This is a genomic window from Neorhizobium sp. T6_25 (assembly GCF_002968555.1).
In the GTDB taxonomy this organism is placed as follows: Bacteria; Pseudomonadota; Alphaproteobacteria; order Rhizobiales; family Rhizobiaceae; genus Neorhizobium.
In genome coordinates this window covers 33,323-50,608 of record NZ_PVBL01000011.1, presented here as the reverse complement: position 1 = coordinate 50,608, position 17,286 = coordinate 33,323, and the positions used below count along the sequence as shown (strand labels likewise).

Annotated in this window: 14 protein-coding genes; 7 read left to right on the top strand and 7 right to left on the bottom strand. The window is 62.2% G+C overall.

What is annotated here, in order from left to right:
* Positions 1-78 precede the first annotated feature (78 nt).
* Both C5L10_RS16555 and C5L10_RS16550 read left to right on the top strand, forming a co-directional pair.
* The gene (locus tag C5L10_RS16555; protein WP_105430576.1) at positions 79-1,281 is read left to right on the top strand and encodes a lytic murein transglycosylase; all 1,203 of its coding nucleotides are present in this window, start codon (positions 79-81) and stop codon (positions 1,279-1,281) included.
* A gap of 99 nt (positions 1,282-1,380) precedes the next feature.
* Positions 1,381-2,310 (top strand): DMT family transporter, encoded by a 930-nt coding sequence (locus C5L10_RS16550; protein WP_105430575.1) that lies wholly within the window; start codon positions 1,381-1,383, stop codon positions 2,308-2,310.
* Between the two features lie 418 nt (positions 2,311-2,728).
* Here C5L10_RS16550 and metF read toward each other — a convergent pair whose 3' ends face one another.
* The 4 genes from metF to ettA all read right to left on the bottom strand — a co-directional run bounded on the left by metF (position 2,729) and on the right by ettA (position 8,949).
* Complete coding sequence (metF, locus tag C5L10_RS16545) at positions 2,729-3,616, bottom strand: methylenetetrahydrofolate reductase [NAD(P)H] (RefSeq protein ID WP_105430574.1); 888 nt, start codon at positions 3,614-3,616, stop codon at positions 2,729-2,731.
* A gap of 13 nt (positions 3,617-3,629) precedes the next feature.
* Positions 3,630-4,628 carry a metalloregulator ArsR/SmtB family transcription factor gene (locus tag C5L10_RS16540; protein ID WP_105430573.1) on the bottom strand — a complete coding sequence of 333 codons (999 nt, stop codon included), beginning with the start codon at positions 4,626-4,628 and terminating at the stop codon, positions 3,630-3,632.
* Between the two features lie 151 nt (positions 4,629-4,779).
* Positions 4,780-7,077, bottom strand: coding sequence for a methyl-accepting chemotaxis protein (locus C5L10_RS16535; RefSeq protein WP_105430657.1), 2,298 nt, complete (start codon positions 7,075-7,077; stop codon positions 4,780-4,782).
* Between the two features lie 222 nt (positions 7,078-7,299).
* A complete protein-coding gene (gene ettA, locus C5L10_RS16530; protein WP_046667563.1) occupies positions 7,300-8,949 on the bottom strand; it encodes an energy-dependent translational throttle protein EttA in 1,650 nt (549 codons plus the stop codon).
* A 91-nt stretch (positions 8,950-9,040) separates the two neighbouring features.
* On the opposite strand from ettA, the gene C5L10_RS16525 reads away from it, so the two are divergent.
* The 4 genes from C5L10_RS16525 to C5L10_RS16510 all read left to right on the top strand — a co-directional run bounded on the left by C5L10_RS16525 (position 9,041) and on the right by C5L10_RS16510 (position 13,902).
* On the top strand, positions 9,041-9,979 hold the full coding sequence (locus C5L10_RS16525; RefSeq protein ID WP_105430572.1) for an alpha/beta fold hydrolase: 939 nt from the start codon (positions 9,041-9,043) through the stop codon (positions 9,977-9,979).
* A gap of 98 nt (positions 9,980-10,077) precedes the next feature.
* Positions 10,078-11,040, top strand: a complete 963-nt coding sequence (locus C5L10_RS16520; protein WP_105430571.1) for a DMT family transporter — start codon at positions 10,078-10,080, stop codon at positions 11,038-11,040.
* Position 11,041: 1 nt separating this feature from the next.
* Positions 11,042-12,244, top strand: a complete 1,203-nt coding sequence (locus C5L10_RS16515; RefSeq protein WP_105430570.1) for a CaiB/BaiF CoA-transferase family protein — start codon at positions 11,042-11,044, stop codon at positions 12,242-12,244.
* Entirely contained in the window at positions 12,241-13,902 is a 1,662-nt protein-coding gene (locus C5L10_RS16510) for a thiamine pyrophosphate-binding protein (RefSeq protein WP_105430569.1), read from the top strand. The genes C5L10_RS16515 and C5L10_RS16510 overlap by 4 nt, the downstream gene beginning before the upstream one ends.
* Positions 13,903-13,961: 59 nt before the next feature.
* On the opposite strand, the gene C5L10_RS16505 is transcribed toward C5L10_RS16510, so the two are convergent.
* The 3 genes from C5L10_RS16505 to C5L10_RS16495 all read right to left on the bottom strand — a co-directional run bounded on the left by C5L10_RS16505 (position 13,962) and on the right by C5L10_RS16495 (position 15,643).
* The gene (locus tag C5L10_RS16505; RefSeq protein ID WP_046607449.1) at positions 13,962-14,303 is read right to left on the bottom strand and encodes a RidA family protein; all 342 of its coding nucleotides are present in this window, start codon (positions 14,301-14,303) and stop codon (positions 13,962-13,964) included.
* 72 nt (positions 14,304-14,375) lie between these two features.
* Entirely contained in the window at positions 14,376-14,714 is a 339-nt protein-coding gene (locus tag C5L10_RS16500; protein ID WP_105430568.1) for a TIGR01244 family sulfur transferase, read from the bottom strand.
* 89 nt (positions 14,715-14,803) lie between these two features.
* A complete protein-coding gene (locus C5L10_RS16495; RefSeq protein WP_105430567.1) occupies positions 14,804-15,643 on the bottom strand; it encodes a DUF4432 family protein in 840 nt (279 codons plus the stop codon).
* 193 nt (positions 15,644-15,836) lie between these two features.
* Between C5L10_RS16495 and C5L10_RS16490 the strand changes: the two genes are divergently transcribed.
* Positions 15,837-17,225 carry a L,D-transpeptidase gene (locus C5L10_RS16490; protein ID WP_371411945.1) on the top strand — a complete coding sequence of 463 codons (1,389 nt, stop codon included), beginning with the start codon at positions 15,837-15,839 and terminating at the stop codon, positions 17,223-17,225.
* Positions 17,226-17,286 lie beyond the last annotated feature (61 nt).

The window sequence follows — 17,286 nt, the reverse complement described above, 5'->3', positions numbered from 1 at the left end:
ACACGGCTGCCGTCCACGTTTCGGTCACAAAATTTTCCGAGATCGGACGGCGCTTACTCAGATTCTTAGGAACGCCGAATGTCCGCTCGCTTTGCCCGCCGCCTCGCCCTTGCCTCCGTCATAACCAGTTGCCTTGCCTCCACCGCCCTCGCCCAGGCCCCGGCTATCGCCTGCGGCGGCGATCTCGGCGTTTTCCTTGACGGCGTCAAGGCGGAAGCCATTTCCAAGGGCGCCTCGGCAAGCGCGGTAGACGAAGCGCTCGCCGGCGCCCAGATCGATCAGAAGGTTCTATCCCGCGACCGGGCTCAAGGCGTCTTCCGCCAGACCTTCCTCGAATTTTCGCAGCGCACCGTCAGCCAGGCGCGCCTCGACATCGGCCGCCAGAAGATCAAGCAGTATGCGGAGGTCTTCGCCCGGGCAGAGAAGGAATTTGGCGTGGCGCCCGGCGTCATCACCGCATTCTGGGGGATGGAGACCGATTTCGGCGCCGTGCAGGGCGATTTCAATACCCGCAACGCACTGGTGACGCTCTCGCACGACTGCCGCCGCCCGCAGCTTTTCCGCCCGCAGCTGATCGCCCTGATCGAGATGGTCCAGCACGGCGACCTCAATCCGTCCACCAACACGGGCGCATGGGCCGGCGAGATCGGCCAGGTGCAGATGCTCCCCGAGGATATTATCGCGCACGGCGTCGATGGTGACGGCGACGGCCATATCAACGTCAAGGCCAGTTCCCCGGACGCTATCCTCACGGCCGCAAAATTCATCCAGAGCATGGGCTTCAAGCCTGGCCAGCCGTGGATCCAGGAAGTGACGCTGCCGGAGAACCTCCCCTGGGACAAGTCCGGCCTCGGCAACGAGATCCCTGCCAGCGAATGGTTCAAGCTGGGCGTCACCCCGCGCGATGGCGTGACCAACTTCGGCAACCTGCCCGCAGCCCTCATCCTTCCGCAGGGCCGCAAGGGGCCGGCTTTCCTAACCTATCCAAACTTCAGCATCTATCTGGAATGGAACCAGTCGTTCATCTACACGACCTCGGCCGCCTATTTCGCGACCCGGCTTTCGGGTGCTCCGACCTATCTGAAGGGCACGCCGGACCAGGGCCTGGACGACACCGGCATGAAGGCGCTGCAGACCAAGCTGGAAGCGCTCGGCCACAATATCGGCAAGGTCGACGGCATCCTGGGGTCGGGCACGCGCCAGGCCGTCCAGAAGGAACAGGCGCGCCTCGGTCAGCCGGCCGACGGCTGGCCCACCCAGACCCTGCTCTCCGCGCTCTGAAATACCATCTCTGAATACGATCGCCGCCCGACCGAAATCGGGTGGCGACTCGCGGATCATAAGGTTATCCCCTAACCTCGACCGCGAGGGGGATTTTGCATGACAACCGCCGCCATTCCGAAGCCCAGCGCCACCGCCTGGGCCCTGATCCTGCTGCTCGGGCTGATCTGGGGCGGATCGTTCTTCTTCGCGCGCGTCGCAGTCTTGGAAGTGCCACCCTTCACCCTCGTCTTCCTGCGCCTGTTCCTGGCAGCAGCGGCGCTGCACATCTATCTGCACGGCCGGTTCGGGCTCTATGCGACGCTGAGAACCCACTGGCGGTCCTTCCTGGTCATGGGCTTCATCAACAACGCCCTTCCCCATACGCTGATCTTCTTCGGCCAGACCGAGATCGGCGCCGGTCTCGCTTCGATCCTCAACGCGACCACGCCGATCTGGACGGTGCTGATCGCCAATCGCTGGACGGCCGACGAAAAACTGACACCGGCAAAAATCGCCGGCTGCCTTGCGGGTCTTGCCGGGACGGCCGTGCTGATCGGTCCGGGCGTCACGGCGGCCGCGTCCGCGCCGCTCTGGGCGCTGATCCTGCCGATCCTTGCGGCAATCTCCTACGGAGTGGCAGGCACCTACGGCAAACGTTTCCGCGGACTGCCTGCGCCGGTCAGCGCCACCGGACAACTCACGGCCTCCAGCCTGATGATGTTGCCTGTGTCGCTGCTCGCCGACCAGCCCTGGGCACTGCCCGCCCCGTCGACGCATGCCGTCCTTGCAATCCTCGCCCTGGCGCTCCTGTCGACCGCCTTCGCCTATCTCCTCTATTTCCGTATCCTTGGGATGGCCGGCGCAACGAATGCCTCTCTGGTTACGCTCGTCGTGCCCCCGAGCGCGATCCTTCTCGGCGCGCTTTTCCTCGGCGAGAGATTGGAGGCAACCGACCTCATCGGCATGCTGCTGATCGGTTTCGGCCTGGTCCTGCTCGACGGAAGGCTCCTTCGCAGGCGCAGCAATTCGCCGTCCGGCGCGTCGTAACGGATCGAAACCATCACGGAATATGTCAGAAGTTAACAGTCCTACACGACTTTTTAACTCTGCGGAAATTAAGATTAACGGATGCTTTACCGATAAAAATCAGCGACTTACGCAATCCGTTCCGGGATAGGGTGAACAGGGGGACGGCACTGCAGCACAGAAACACGCTTCCCAACCGGCACGAAACCGACTTAAAGTCTGCCCGTCAACGCAAGGAGGCAGACATGGGACGCACATACTCTCTCAATGTCTTGGTAGTCGGTGCAGCGTTTGTGTTTGTGGCATCCATGCTCTTCATTTGAGCGCCACCAGTTTCCACTACCAGTTCAAGATATCGCATCCAAGACCGTTTGATAATCAGCACTTCCGGTGAAAACGCATGCTCCTTTCGTAGGAGCATGCGTTTTTTTCATTGCGCTCAGGCAGCGGCGATCCGCGGCGTACGGATCTGCCGGCGGCCAAGCCGCTGAAGGACGGCGGAGACGAGCGGTGCCCGGTTCATCGTGTAGATGTGGAAGTCGCCAAGGCCGCGGCGGATCAGGTCCTCGATCTGTTCGGCGGCGATATCCGCAGCCACGCTGGCGCGATCCTCGGGCCTGTCGTCCAACCCTTGGAAACGGGCATCCAGGAAAGACGGAACCGAAGAACCGCAGCGTCCGGCGAAACGCTTGAGCTGGGTCAGGTTCTGGATCGGCATGATGCCCGGCACGATCGGGATCGCGATGCCGGCGGCGCGGACCTTTTCGAGGTAACGTTCAAAAACGTCGTTGTCGAAGAAGAACTGGGTCAGCGCCCGGGCAGCGCCCGCATCCGCCTTGCGCTTCAGCATTTCGATGTCTGCGCCAAGATCGGCGCTTTCCGGATGTTTTTCGGGATAGGCGGAGACGGAAATGTCGAAGCCGCCGAGTTCCGTCAGGCCGCGCACCAGCTCCGCCGCATTGGCATAACCCTGCGGGTGCGGGCGATAGTCGGTACCGACACCGCTCGCCGGATCGCCGCGCAGGGCAACGATGTGGCGGATACCGGCGGCGCGGTACTCGCCGACGACGGAATGGGTTTCTTCGCGCGTGGCATCGACGCAGGTCAGATGTGCGGCGGTCGCAAGCGAGGTCTCGCCGACTAGACGGCGCACCGTGTTGATCGTCGGCGCCTTGGTCGAACCGCCCGCACCATAGGTGACCGAAACGAATCTCGGATCCCAGAGCGCCAGTTCATCGACCGTATCCCAGAGCTGGCCCTCCATCTCTTCCGACTTCGGCGGAAAGAATTCGAAGGAAACGCTGAAAGTTTCGCTATCGGCGGTCATTGGTTCAGCTCCCTTAAAGGACGGCTTGCGATTGGGCGGATGCATGATGGGCGGCGATCAGCAGGCGGCGGTCCCGGGCAAGCCAGACAGTGGCCGTGAGCCCGCCTTCCTTGCCCGAACCAAGATCGATCGCCTGCTCGACTTCGAGGCCGACCTTCTCGAGCCATTCCGCCATCACCTGATGGGAGAAGCCGAGACGCACATGGGCATGGTCGTTGCGCAGATATTCGAGCGTATGTGGTGCGAGATCGACGATCAGCAGGCGGCCGCCCGGACGCAGCACGCGGGCTGCCTCGGCGATCGCCAATTCCGGCTGGTCGAGGAAGTGCAGTACCTGGTGAACGGTGATCAGGTCAAAATCCTGGCCTTCGAGCGGCAAGTTGAGAATGTCGCCGTGCCGGACGGATGCCTTGACGATCCCGGCCTTGTCGAGATTGGACCGCGCGACCGAGAGCATGTCGCGGCTCGCGTCGATGCCAACGGCGCGACGGTAGATGTTAGACAGAAGCTGGAGGATCCAGCCGGTGCCGGTGCCGAGATCGAGAAGCGCGTCGACGGGCGCCGGCCCGATCAGCTTGAGCAGTGCCGACTCGACTGCCGCGTCGCTGATATGCAGGCGGCGAAGCTCGTCCCATTCGGATGCGTTGCGCGTGAAATAGGCTTGGGCGCGTTCGGCACGCAGCCGCTTGACCGTCGTCAGCCGCTCGCTGTCCCTCAGCAGGACCGGATCCTCCTCCGAGGAGGCGGCAAGCAGCGTCCTCACCAGCGTTGCCGCCTTGCCTTCCTGCTTCAGCCGGAAATAGGCCCAGGCGCCTTCCTGATAGCGATCGATCAGCGCCTCTTCGGCAAGCAGCTTCAGATGCCGCGAAATGCGCGGCTGCGATTGGCCCAGGATTTCGGTAAGATCGGTGACGGTGAGATCCCCGGCAGCGAGAAGCGCAAGCAGGCGGAAGCGCGTCGGCTCGCCGGCTGTTTTTAGTACGTCTACCAGGGTGTCGAGCGCCAATCCCATTCAGCCGCATCCTTACGCAATCAAGATATAAAGATATGTTTATATCGTTTTGCCGTTCTATGCAAGCGGCAACTGATGGATCCGACGAGGTCGCCTGAAACGCAGAAGGCGGCCGAAGCCGCCCTCTCAAGTTCTGTTTGTGCCAGGAAGATCAGAATTCTTCCCACTCGTCGGCGGATTGCGCGAGGGCCGTATTTCCGCGGGAAACCGGAGCGCGCGCCGGCATCGGACGGCTCGGTGCAGCGGCGACCGGGCGCGAGGCCGGAGCTATCGGTGCGCGCATGCGGCTTGCCGTTTCGCGAAGCTGGCCCGAGGCGCTGCCGCCGAGCTGGAAGTGCGAAAGGAGATCGCTGAGCTTGCCGCTCTCCTGGGCAAGGCCCGCGCCGGCGGCGTTCATCTCTTCGACCATTGCGGCATTCTGCTGGGTCGACTGGTCCATGTGGTTGACGGCGGTGTTGACCTGGGCCAGGCCAACCGACTGTTCCTGTGCCGCGATTGCGATCGCATCCATGTGACCGTTGACGGTCTGAACCAGTTGCTCGATGACGCTGAGCCCCTCGCCCGTCTCGCTGACGAGCTTGACGCCTTCGCTGACGGCAACCGCCGAGTTGGAGATCAGCGACTTGATTTCCTTGGCGGCGTTTGCCGAGCGCTGGGCGAGTTCGCGGACTTCCTGGGCGACGACCGCGAAACCCTTGCCGGCTTCACCGGCTCGCGCCGCTTCCACGCCGGCGTTCAGCGCCAGCAGGTTGGTCTGGAAGGCGATCTCGTCGATAACCCCGATGATCTGGCCGATCTGCTGCGACGACTTCTCGATCCGTTCCATGGCAGCAACCGCGTTGCGGACGACTTGGCCCGAATGGTCGGCGCGGGTCCGTGCGTCGCGGACGACGTCGCGGGCCTCGCCGGTGCGCTTCGAGGTCGAAACGACGTTGGCGGTAATCTCTTCGAGTGCTGCCGCCGTTTCTTCCAGCGAAGCGGCCTGCTGCTCGGTGCGCTTGGACAGGTTGTCGGACGCATCGGAGATTTCTCTCGAACCGCTGGTGACCGTGGAAACCGAATTGCCGACGCTGAGCAGTGCGTCGCGCAGCTGACGGACCGAGGTGTTGAAGTCGTGGCGCAGGCCTTCGAACTGCGGCGCCAAGGCTTCGTTCACTTCGCAGAGCATGTCGCCGGCGGCAAGACGGCGAAGGTTGGCGGCGAGCGCACCGGTCGCCTGGGTCAGCTTCGCCTCGGTATCCGCCTCACTCTGGCGCTGCATTTCGATGCGCTCGGCTTCCGAGCGACGACGGGTCGCTTCCGCCTCGGCTTCCAGCTCAAGATTGCGGATCGCGGCTTCGCGGAAAACTTCGACCGAGCGGGCCATGGCGCCGATTTCGTCCTTGCGGTCGGCGTAGGGGATCGCCTCCTCGGTATTGCCGGAGGCAAGGCTTGCCATACGGTCGCCGACGCGACGAATTGATTTGGATAGCTGGCGAGCGATCACGACTGACAAGGCAATGGCGGCGATGACAAATGCGCCAAGCAGCGTCAGCGACGTCAACAATGAATTGTAGGAATTGCCAAGCTTGGACGTGGCTTGTGCGTGGACGCTTGCCGCGGTTTCAACCAACAACTGGCCGACGAAGTCGCGACGCGATGCCATTGCTCTGGTCCAGTTGTCCAGATCGGCGGGAGCAGGCGTGAAGGCCGTATTCTTCGCCATTTCCTCAATCCTTTGCTGAACCAATCGACCTGGGGCCGACTGCATGAAAGTGTCCAGCTGGCCAACAATCGCAGGATTCACGAACTCGCGCACGAGCTGACCGTAGATTCGAATCTGCGTCGTTGCAGCACCAAAGCGAGCAAACTCTTCAAGTGAAAGCGTACCGTTCTTGGTATATTGCATACCGATCCGGTTAAGAACGAGAAACCCTTCGTTATATTGCAGCAAGGCGCCGTAGCCTGTTACTCCCTGCTGAAGATCGCGATCCTCCATGATATTGCCGGTTCTCGCGGTGAGCTGAATGGAGGATGCCGAAAGCGGCTGCAGATAGAGAAGCGGCACCATCGCCTCGATGGGTCCGGCGTCAACCTTGCCGCGAAACTCCGAAATCTTGGCGTATCGTTCGTCGAGAGTGCGTTTGATGTCGGTCAAGAGCGTGTCCGCATAGCCGGCACTGACCACTTCGTTGTAGCCTGAAACGATCGCCTTGTAGGCCTCATCGGTCTTCTGGCGCATCTGGCTGCGCTGATCGGGCGAAGCTGCACTTTCAACCGGCAAGGCAAGCATCAGTCGTCCACTCGCCCCAGCTAGACGCTCGAGGGCCGCCGCGCCGGAGAGCTTTTGATAAGCGCCATAGCTATTCAACGTGACGAAAGCGCCGAGCCCAATCACGGCCAGGAGCGGAACGGAAGCAAGAAGCGTCAACGATGTACGGAAAGGCAGACGTTCGATCAAACGCAGCATGAAAAACCCTTTGAAGCGGGCTGTCATCATGACAGCGTCAAGACCCCGGCGGACATGGTCTCCCTGGGCGAAAATGCGCTACCAATCTTTGCGATTGTCTTTATCGGGCTACGTCAAAAATACCCATAATTTTGGGGGTTCTAATTTTAGCTTTTATTAATCTTGCATAAAACGAAAACCCCGGCAGAGCCGGGGTTTTGAATTAGATGGAGCTAAAAAAGACTAACGCGTCAGACGCTTGTGAGCCTGGCTGCCGGGGTTGAGGGCGTCGGGGCCGAGTCGGCGAACCTTGTCCTGCTCATAGTCCTCGAAATTGCCTTCGAACCATTCCACATGGCCGTCGCCTTCGAAGGCAAGGATATGCGTCGCCAAGCGGTCGAGGAACATGCGATCGTGGCTGATGATGATGGCGCAGCCGGCAAAGTTTTCCAGCGCGCTTTCGAGCGCACCCAGCGTTTCCGTATCGAGGTCGTTGGTCGGTTCGTCGAGGAGGAGAACGTTGCCGCCCGCCTTCAACATCTTGGCAAGGTGAACGCGGTTGCGCTGGCCGCCGGAGAGATTGCCGACCTTCTGCTGCTGGTCGCCGCCCTTGAAGTTGAAGGCGCCGCAATAGGCACGGGAGTTCATGTCGAACTTGCCAAGCTTGATGATTTCGGCGCCGCCCGAGATTTCTTCCCAGACGGTCTTGTTGCCGTCCAGCGCATCACGGCTCTGGTCGACGTAACCGAGGTGGACCGTCTCGCCGACCCGGATCGAACCGGCATCCGGGGTTTCCTGGCCGGTAATCATCCGGAACAGCGTCGTCTTGCCGGCGCCGTTCGGGCCGATGATGCCGACGATGCCGCCCGGCGGCAGCTTGATCGACAGGTCGTTGATCAGCGTGCGGCCTTCAAAGCCCTTGGTGATGCCTTCCATCTCGATGACCACCTGGCCGAGACGCTCGCTGACCGGGATGATGATCTGTGCGTCGCCGGGACGCTGCTTTTCAGCCGCTTCCACCAGCTGTTCGTAGGACTTGATACGCGCCTTGGACTTGGCCTGGCGCGCCTTCGGGCTGGAAGCGATCCATTCCTGTTCGCGGGAAATCGCCTTCTGGCGGCCGGCCTCTTCCCGGTTTTCCTGCTGCATGCGCTTGGCTTTCGCGAGCAGGTAGGCCGAGTAATTGCCTTCGTACGGAATGCCGCGGCCGCGGTCGAGCTCGAGAATCCAGCCGGTGACGTTGTCGAGGAAGTAGCGATCGTGGGTGATCATCATCACTGCGCCCGGATAGTCGCGCAGGTGCTTTTCGAGCCAGGCGATGGTTTCGGCGTCCAGATGGTTGGTCGGTTCGTCGAGCAGCAGCAGGTCCGGCTGCGACAGCAGGAGACGGCAGAGCGCAACGCGGCGGCGTTCGCCGCCCGACAGGCTGGTGACTTCCGAATCGCGCGGCGGGCAGCGCAGCGCTTCCATCGCCATCTCGACCTGGCTTTCCAGATCCCACAGGTTCTGGCTGTCGATGACGTCCTGAAGCTTGGCGCCCTCGTCCGCGGTCTCGTCGGAATAGTTCATCATCAGTTCGTTGTAACGGTCGAGGACGGCCGTTTTCTTGGCAACGCCTTCCATGACGTTCTCGAAAACCGTCTTGGACTCATCGAGATGCGGTTCCTGTTCGAGATAGCCGACGGTCGCGCCTTCTGCGAGCCAGGCTTCGCCGGTATATTCCTTGTCCTGACCGGCGATGATGCGCAGCACGGTCGACTTACCGGCGCCGTTCGGACCGAGGATACCGATCTTGGCATCTGGGTAGAAAGACAGATTGACGTTCTCAAGGATTTTCTTGGCGCCGTAGGACTTGTTGAGTCCCGACATGTGATAGATGAACTGACGTGCCATGGATAAAAGTGCTCCGGGGGGAATTTCGGTTTGCCGCTATGTAGGCGAATTGGTGGCCGGGAGCAATGCGCGAACGGTCGAGGGAGCGAGGATGTTCGACGAAACGAGGCGGTTTAAGAGCCCAACGGGTGCAAACCTTGCCTATCGTTACCAACCGGCGGCAGAACCGGGGCTCGCCATCCTGCTGGTCTCGCACGGGCTTGCCGAGCATTCCAGGCGCTACAGGGCTTTAGCCGAGGCCATGGCCGGCCACGGCTTCCACGTCTATGCCTTCGATCATCGCGGTCACGGCGAGACGACCGCGCCGGACGCGCCGATCGGCCGCTTTGCCCGGCACGACGGCGTCGGCCTGGTGCTTGCGGACGTCAAAGCCATGCGCGACATGGCGGCGGACGCCCATCCCGGCCTGCCGGTCCTGCTCTTCGGCCATTCCATGGGCGGCCTGATCGCCCTCAATGCCGCCGTAGAGCATCCCGACAGCTTTGATGCCGTCGCGGTCTGGAATTCCAATTTCCATCCCGGCCCGGCTGGTCGCGCCGCGCAGGTGATCCTGCGCATCGAAAAGGCCCTGAAGGGTTCGGATGTTCCAAGTGGGCTCCTGCCGAAACTCACGTTCGGCGTCTGGGGCAAGTCCATTCCCGGCCACCGTACGGAATTCGACTGGCTGAGTCATGACCGGGATGTCGTCGACGCCTATATCGCCGATCCCTTGTGCGGTTTCGATGCCAGCGTCTCGCTGTGGCTCGATCTTTTCGAACTGACCTTCCGTGCGCCGAAGATGATCGATCGGCTGGCCAAAACCCTGCCGATCCATCTGATCGGCGGCGCCGAAGACCCGGCGACCAATGGCGGCCGCGAAATCCTGTGGCTCTCGGAGCATTTCAAGAGCCGCGGCTTTTCAAACGTCACGACCAAGATCTGGCCCGGCACGCGCCATGAAACGCTGAACGATACGGTGCGGGCGCGCGCCACCGCCGAGTTCGCCGCCTGGGCCAGAGCCGCCCTGCCCGTCCCGGCGCCGGCGATCTGAATCGACAGTCCACATAAAACGGCCCTGCATATCAAACGGAATAAGTTCATGACATTTAATCAAGTGCTTCCGGAACCGGTCCCGGCTATAGGAAATCCATGAATTCGTCGCCCGCAAGCCTTGTCGCATCAGCCCCGAACCGGATCGTCAACGGTATGGGTTTGATGCTGATTGCCATGCTGATCGCCCCTTTCATCGATATCTTTTCCAAGCTCGCGACCGATACGACATCGCCCACCTTCATCACCGCCGCCCGCTTCGTTTTCCAGGCGCTCTGCATGCTGCCGATCGTGCTCTGGAATGGATACTGGCGGACGTTCTCCTGGCGGCTCAGCGTCTTCCATGCGATCCGCGCGACCCTCATCACGGTCTCCATGGTCTGCTTCGTGGCGACGCTTGCAGTCATGGAAGTGGCCGATGCGATCGCCATCTTCTTCGTCGAGCCGATCATCCTGACGGTGCTGTCCAGCATCTTCCTCAAGGAGACCATCGGCTGGCGGCGTTATACCGCCTGCGCGGCCGGCTTCGTCGGCGCCATGATCGTCATCCGCCCGAGTTTCCAGGAGATCGGCTTCGTGGCGCTACTGCCGATCGTCACCGCCTTCTGCGTGGCGATCTTCGCGATCCTGACCCGGGCGCTGGCGCATCGTGAAGATCCCTGGTCGATGCAGTTCCAGATGGCGCTCTGGGGAATTCCGATCTCAGCCATATTGCTCTTTGTCGGCGACCGGACCGGAATCGCCTTCCTGGCGCCCTCCATGCCGGACTGGACGACCTTGCTGTGGCTCGCGGGCGTCGGCGCCTTCGCGGCCCTGTCGGGCATCTTGGCCGTCTACGCCTATCGGGCCGCGCCCGCATCCGTGATCGCACCGCTGCAATATTTCGAGATCGTTTCGGCGACGCTGTTCGGCTGGCTGGTCTTCGGCGACTTTCCCGATCCGGTCAAATGGCTCGGCATTTCGATCATTATCGGCTCCGGCCTCTACATCATCTGGCGGGAACGCCGCGTCGCCTCCATGAAGCCGGTAACCAGCGCCGCCAAATCAACCGTGACCCCGTGACATGACCCAGATCCCTAAAAAACCGCCGCTTACCGGCATCCGCGTCATCGAACTTGCCCGCGTGCTTGCCGGTCCCTGGGCCGGGCAGATGCTGGCGGACATGGGCGCCGACGTCATCAAGGTGGAAAACCCCGATGGCGGCGACGATACCCGCGCCTGGGGGCCGCCTTTCGTCGAAGGCAAGGACGGCGAAAACCTCTCGGCCGCCTACTACCACTCCACCAACCGTGGCAAACGCTCGATCGCCGTGGACCTCAAGACCGAGGAAGGCCAGGACATCGTCCGCCGGCTGGCCGGGACCGCCGACGTGCTGATCGAGAATTTCAAGCTCGGCGGCCTCGTCAAATACGGGCTCGACTACGAGAGCCTGAAAAAGATCAATCCGAAGCTGATCTATTGCTCGATCACCGGTTTCGGCCAGAACGGCCCTTACGCCAATCTCGCCGGCTACGACTATATCGTCCAGGGCATGTCCGGCTTCATGTCGATCACCGGCGAGCCGGATGGCCAGCCGATGAAGGCGGGCGTCGCGATCGCCGACATCTTCACCGGCATCTATGCGGTAACCGCCATCCAGGGCGCGTTGATCCATGCGATGAAAACGGGCGAAGGCCAGCACGTCGACATGGCGCTGCTCGACGTCCAGGCCGGCATCCTCGCCAACCAGAACATGAACTACCTGATCTCGGGCGAGGCGCCGGTGCGGCTTGGCAACGCCCACCCGAACATCAGCCCCTACGAGGTCCTGGCCACCGAAGACGGTTACCTCATCCTCGCCGTCGGCAATGACGGCCAGTTCCGCCGCCTCTGCCGCATCCTCGGCATCGACGGGATGGCAGACGACGAGCGTTTCGCCACCAACAAGGCGCGCGTCGCCAACCGCGTCGAAGTGCGCCGGTTGATCCTCGCGCAGACGTCGAAATGGAAGAAAGCCGATCTGCTCGCCGCCTGCGGCGACAATGCCGTGCCGGCAGGGCCGATCAATTCGATTGCCGAAATGTTCGACGATCCGCAGGTCAAGGAGCGCGGCCTCCGAATCGATCTCGAAGCGGCCGATGGCACGGTCATCCCGGGCGTGCGCAGCCCGATCGTGCTGTCGGAAACGCCGCTAGTCTATCACCGGCCAAGCCCGGCGCTCGGCGAACATACCGCAGACGTGCTGGCGCAACTCGATCAAATCGAAAAAGAGGGGAGAGAAAAATGAACACCGTCATCAAGACCGGAGGCCAGCTCATCGTCGAGGCGCTGAAGGCGAACGGCGTCAAGCGCATCTCCTGCGTACCCGGGGAAAGCTATCTCGCCGTGCTCGACGCGCTGTATGAAAGCGGAATCGAGATCCTCGTCTGCCGCCAGGAAGGCGGCGCCGCGATGATGGCCGACAGCTGGGGGCGCCTCAGCGGCGAGCCCGGCATCTGCATGGTGACCCGCGGCCCCGGCGCCACCAACGCGTCGGCCGGCCTTCACATCGCCAGGCAGGATTCCATTCCCATGATCCTCTTCGTCGGCCAGATCGGTCGCGATATGAAGGAGCGCGAGGCCTTCCAGGAAGTCGAATACCGCCGCGCCTTCACCGAATTCGCTAAATGGGTCGGCGAGATCGACGACGCCCGCCGCATTCCGGAATTTGTCACCCGCGCCTTTGCCGTCGCCACCTCCGGCCGCCCCGGTCCGGTCGTGCTGACGCTGCCGGAAGACATGCTGGTGGAAGAGGTCGAGGCGCCCGAAGCCCGCGCCTACATGCCGGTCGAAAGCCATCCCGGCAAAAGCCAGATCGCCGCATTCGAAACCATGCTCAAGAACGCCGAGCGTCCGATGTTCATCCTCGGCGGCACCCGCTGGAGCGAGCAGGCGGTTGCGGACTTCGCGGATTTCGCCAGCCGCTTCAAGGTGCCCGTAGGCTGCTCCTTCCGCCGCCAAATGCTCTTCGATCACCTGCACCCGTCCTATGCGGGCGATGTCGGCATCGGCATCAATCCGGTCCTCGCCAAGGCGGTCAAGGAGGCCGACCTGCTGGTGCTGATCGGCAGCCGCATGTCGGAAATGCCCTCCTCCAGCTATACGCTGATCGATATCCCCTACCCGAAGCAGAAGCTCGTCCATGTCTTCCCGGATCCGGAAGAACTCGGCCGCATGTACCGGCCCGACCTTCCGATCTGCGCCGCCCCTGCGGAATTCGTCGCCGCCCTGAAGGAGCTCGACCCGCCGGCCGCCCCGCTCTGGGCCGAACGGAAATCGGCGCTGCACGACTCCTACCTCAAGTGGTCGACGCCGCCGGAGGCCGGCCCCGGCCCGGTCAGGATGGGGCCGATCATGCAGTGGATCGAGGAGAACGTGCCCGACGACGCGATCTTCACCAATGGCGCCGGCAATTACGCCACCTGGCTGCACCGTTTCCACCGCTTCCGCAAATACAACACCCAGTCCGCCCCGACCTCCGGCTCGATGGGCTACGGCCTGCCTGCCGCGGTTGCCGCAAAACAGCTGTTTCCCGAACGCGAAGTCGTCTGCTTTGCCGGCGACGGCTGCTTCATGATGCATGGCCAGGAATTCATCACCGCCGTCCGCTATGGACTGCCGATCATCACCGTGCTGGTCAATAACGGCATATACGGCACGATCCGCATGCACCAGGAGCGGGAATATCCGGGCCGCGTCAGCGCCACCGACCTCGTCAACCCGGATTTCGTCGCCTATGCCAAGGCTTTTGGCGGGCACGGGGAACTGGTCGAGAAGACGGAAGAGTTCGGCCCGGCCTATGAACGTGCGCGCGCCAGCGGCAAACCCTCGATCATCGAGGTCAGGCTCGACCCGGAAGCGATCACGCCGGCGAGGACGCTGACCCAGATCCGCGAAAAGGCCTGAACAGAAAAAGCCGGCCTATCAGAGCGATAGGCCGGCTTTTTGAATCAATATCGCAGCGGTCAGATCGCAGCCGTGACGATGAACTCGACCTTGTATTTTGGTGCAGCGAGCTTGGCTTCGCTGGTGGCCCGGGCCGGCGGGTTGGCCGGATCGATCCAGGCCTCCCAGACGGCGTTCATTTCGCCGAAATAGGCGATATCCGAGAGATAGATGATCGTCTGCAGGATCTTCGACTTGTCGGAACCGGCGGCTGCCAGCAGGCGGTCGACTTCGGCGAGCGCGTCCTTGCACTGGTCGGTGACACTCTCGCCTTCGCCAACCTGGCCGGCCAGATAGACGGTGTTGCCGTGGACGACGGCGCCGCTCATGCGGGCGGCCGGCTCGATGCGCTGGATGCTCATGGAATTCTCCTCAAAAAAAATTGAGCCTCGGGAAAAGACCCCGCGCAAAAGGCACGAGGCCGCGGAAAATCTTCAGCCGCGCAGATGCTGGCTCTTTTCGTAGATCGCCGTCGAACGGGCGCCGGACCGGCAGAAACCGAGCATCGGGCGCGGGAATTCGTCGAGCGCATCGACCATCGCCTTGACGCCCTGTTCGTCTACACCCATGCGGCCGACCGGGATGTGGCTGATGTCGAGGCCAAGTTCCTTGGCGCGGGCTTCGATCTCGGCGTAATGCGGCTGGCCCGGCTCTTCGTCGTCAGGACGATGGCAGACGACCGACTTGAACCCCATGGCCTTGATCTGATCGAGATTCTCGACGGTGATCTGGCCGGTGACGGAATACTCGTCGTTGATCTGGCGGATATCCATGGCTTGAGCCCTCCGTTCTGATTGAGGCGCCAGCATTACGACGGTGCCGCCCGGGCGTCAATCGGGCGACGACCGCCGGACGGCAGGTCTCAGACGAAGCAGAAGCGCAGTCCGTATTCGACGCTTTCGCCGGGTTTGACGAGGCCGAGTTCTCCGTTTGCCTCCAGTTCCTGACGGCTTGCCAAGCGATGCGAAACCGGCTCTATCCCAAGCACATGCGCCGGCGCCTTCTGGTTTCGCCAGACCTGCAGATGCGGAAGCGTATCGGCCCTGAATTTCACCTTCAGCGTCAGTCCGCCGATCGCTGCGATCGGACCGAGCGCAATTTCGGCCCACTGCTCGCCCTCGACGGCCGCCGGCACGCAGAATATGCCGCCTGTCTCACCGCCAAAGGTCCAGGGGAAGCCGCCGTTGTCGAGCATCCCGCCACTCAGCCGGACCCGGTCGTCGAACAGCCAGGCGCCGATATTCATGTGGTACATATGCACCCGCGCGAACGGCTTCGAGCCGGTATTGGTGACCTTGTCCGAGAGACTCACCTCGCCCGTCGCCCCGTCGATCCGCCAATGGCGTTCGAGGAGGGCCGTCTCGCCGGTCGCAAGGGTCAGCGGCACGCGGGCACGGCACTCCGCATCCGGCCCCTGCGCATCCCAGAACAGGATTTCGGCGGGGTGGGATGAGAAGGATCCGTGCAGCGGAAATTTCCGGCCGTCAGAGGCGCCTTCGATCGCCTCGGGGTGACGAATATGGTCCGGCCCGCAGGTGAAGAGAAAGCCTTCGAGCGAGTGATCGATTCGCGGATCTCCGTCGTCCGGAATGGCCCGGCCCGGAGCAAGGTCCACATCGCCGACAAAACAGCCTCCGATATCGAGAACGGAGCTCTGATCGAGGAAAATCCTCGGTCCGTTAGCGGCGGAAAAAGCCTTCATAATCATTCCCTTCACGGTTTCGTCAACACTTCTAACCGATCGTGAAGTGAATTTAACGGTGTGTTCATGACGAATTCACTTTTTCCACACTACGGTCAAATTTAACTTGTCTGTGGCGACAGGCGAACGGGCGGGAACCAATGTCCGATTTCCCGATTACGTTTAAATAGGAAACAAGGAAGTCGGTGACATCGTGAAGCGGCTATTTTTCGCATGCGCAAGTCTGGTTATCTTGACCGCGGCACAGGGAATTCCCTCCGCCGAGGCGCAGAACCGCTACGGCCGCAATCCATCGGAAACAATGCTCGTCGCCCCTGACGGCTCGATCCTGGACTACGTGCCCGACCGCGGCGACGTCATCATCAGCCGTGACGGCATGGGGCGCCGTGTCCTGATCGACCATTTCGGCAATGTCGTCGCAACCGAGGTCCGCGGGGAAACCTATCGCCCCAGCCGGGCGCAGGAATATCCACCGGTGCCGGGCGGTTACCGGTCCCTGCGTGACTCGGGCGGCTATCAGCAGGGTGCCGGCGGTTATCGCGACTACCGCGAGTATCGGCCGGGCGAACCAGGCGCCATTACCGGCGGGATCCCGGGGCAAGGCTCGGTCAGCCGCATGCCGCTGGATGATCAGGCCCTCCCCGACACCGGCTATCCGCAGGAAGCCTCAATCGAGCCGGACCAGCGGCCGGCGGAAACGCTTCTGCCGCAGAAGCCGATCATCACCGTCACCAAGAAGCCGCAGGCCCAAATCGCAGCACTACAGGTCTTCCTGGACCGTGAAGGCATCTCGCCGGGCGTCATCGACGGCCATCTCGGCGACAACGTCAACAAGGCGATCGCCGCCTGGCAGGAAATGACCGGCGAGACGCTCGATCCGAACAATTCCGAGGAGATCCTGCAGCGACTAACCTATTCGGGCGGCCTGCCGATCGTCGACTACACGATCACCCCGGCCGATGCCGCCGGTCCCTATGTCGCGTCGATCCCGGAAGACTACGCACACAAGTCGCAGCTGCCGGCGATGTCCTATACGTCCGTGACCGAAAAGCTCGCCGAGCAGTTCCACATGGACGAAGGTTATCTCAAGGCGCTCAATCCCGGCGTGGATTTCACCCTCCCCGGCTCGACCATCAAGGTCATCAATCCCGGCCAGCCGAAGGCCGGTCAGGTCACCCGCATTCTCGCCGACAAGGCCAGGAAACAGGTCTTCGCCTACGGCGCGGACGGGCGCCTGATCGCCGCCTATCCGGCCACCATCGGCTCCACCGACACGCCTTCGCCGACCGGAACCCATACGGTCGAACGCATCGCGCTCGATCCCGGTTACACCTACAATCCGAAGATCAATTTCAAGCAGGGCAACAACGACCAGATCCTGCAGATCCCGCCGGGTCCGAACGGCCCGGTCGGTACAGTCTGGATTGCGCTCTCGAAGCCCACCTACGGCATCCACGGCACGCCGGAACCCTCTAAGATCGGCAAGACCAACAGCCACGGCTGCGTCCGCCTGACCAACTGGGACGCAAGGGAACTTGCCAAGATGGTCAAGCCAGGCACGACGGTGGAATTCACCGAGTAAGATCCCGGCACAACCTATCAGCCGTCGGCACCCGCTGCCGACGGCTTTTTGTTTGCCTGGC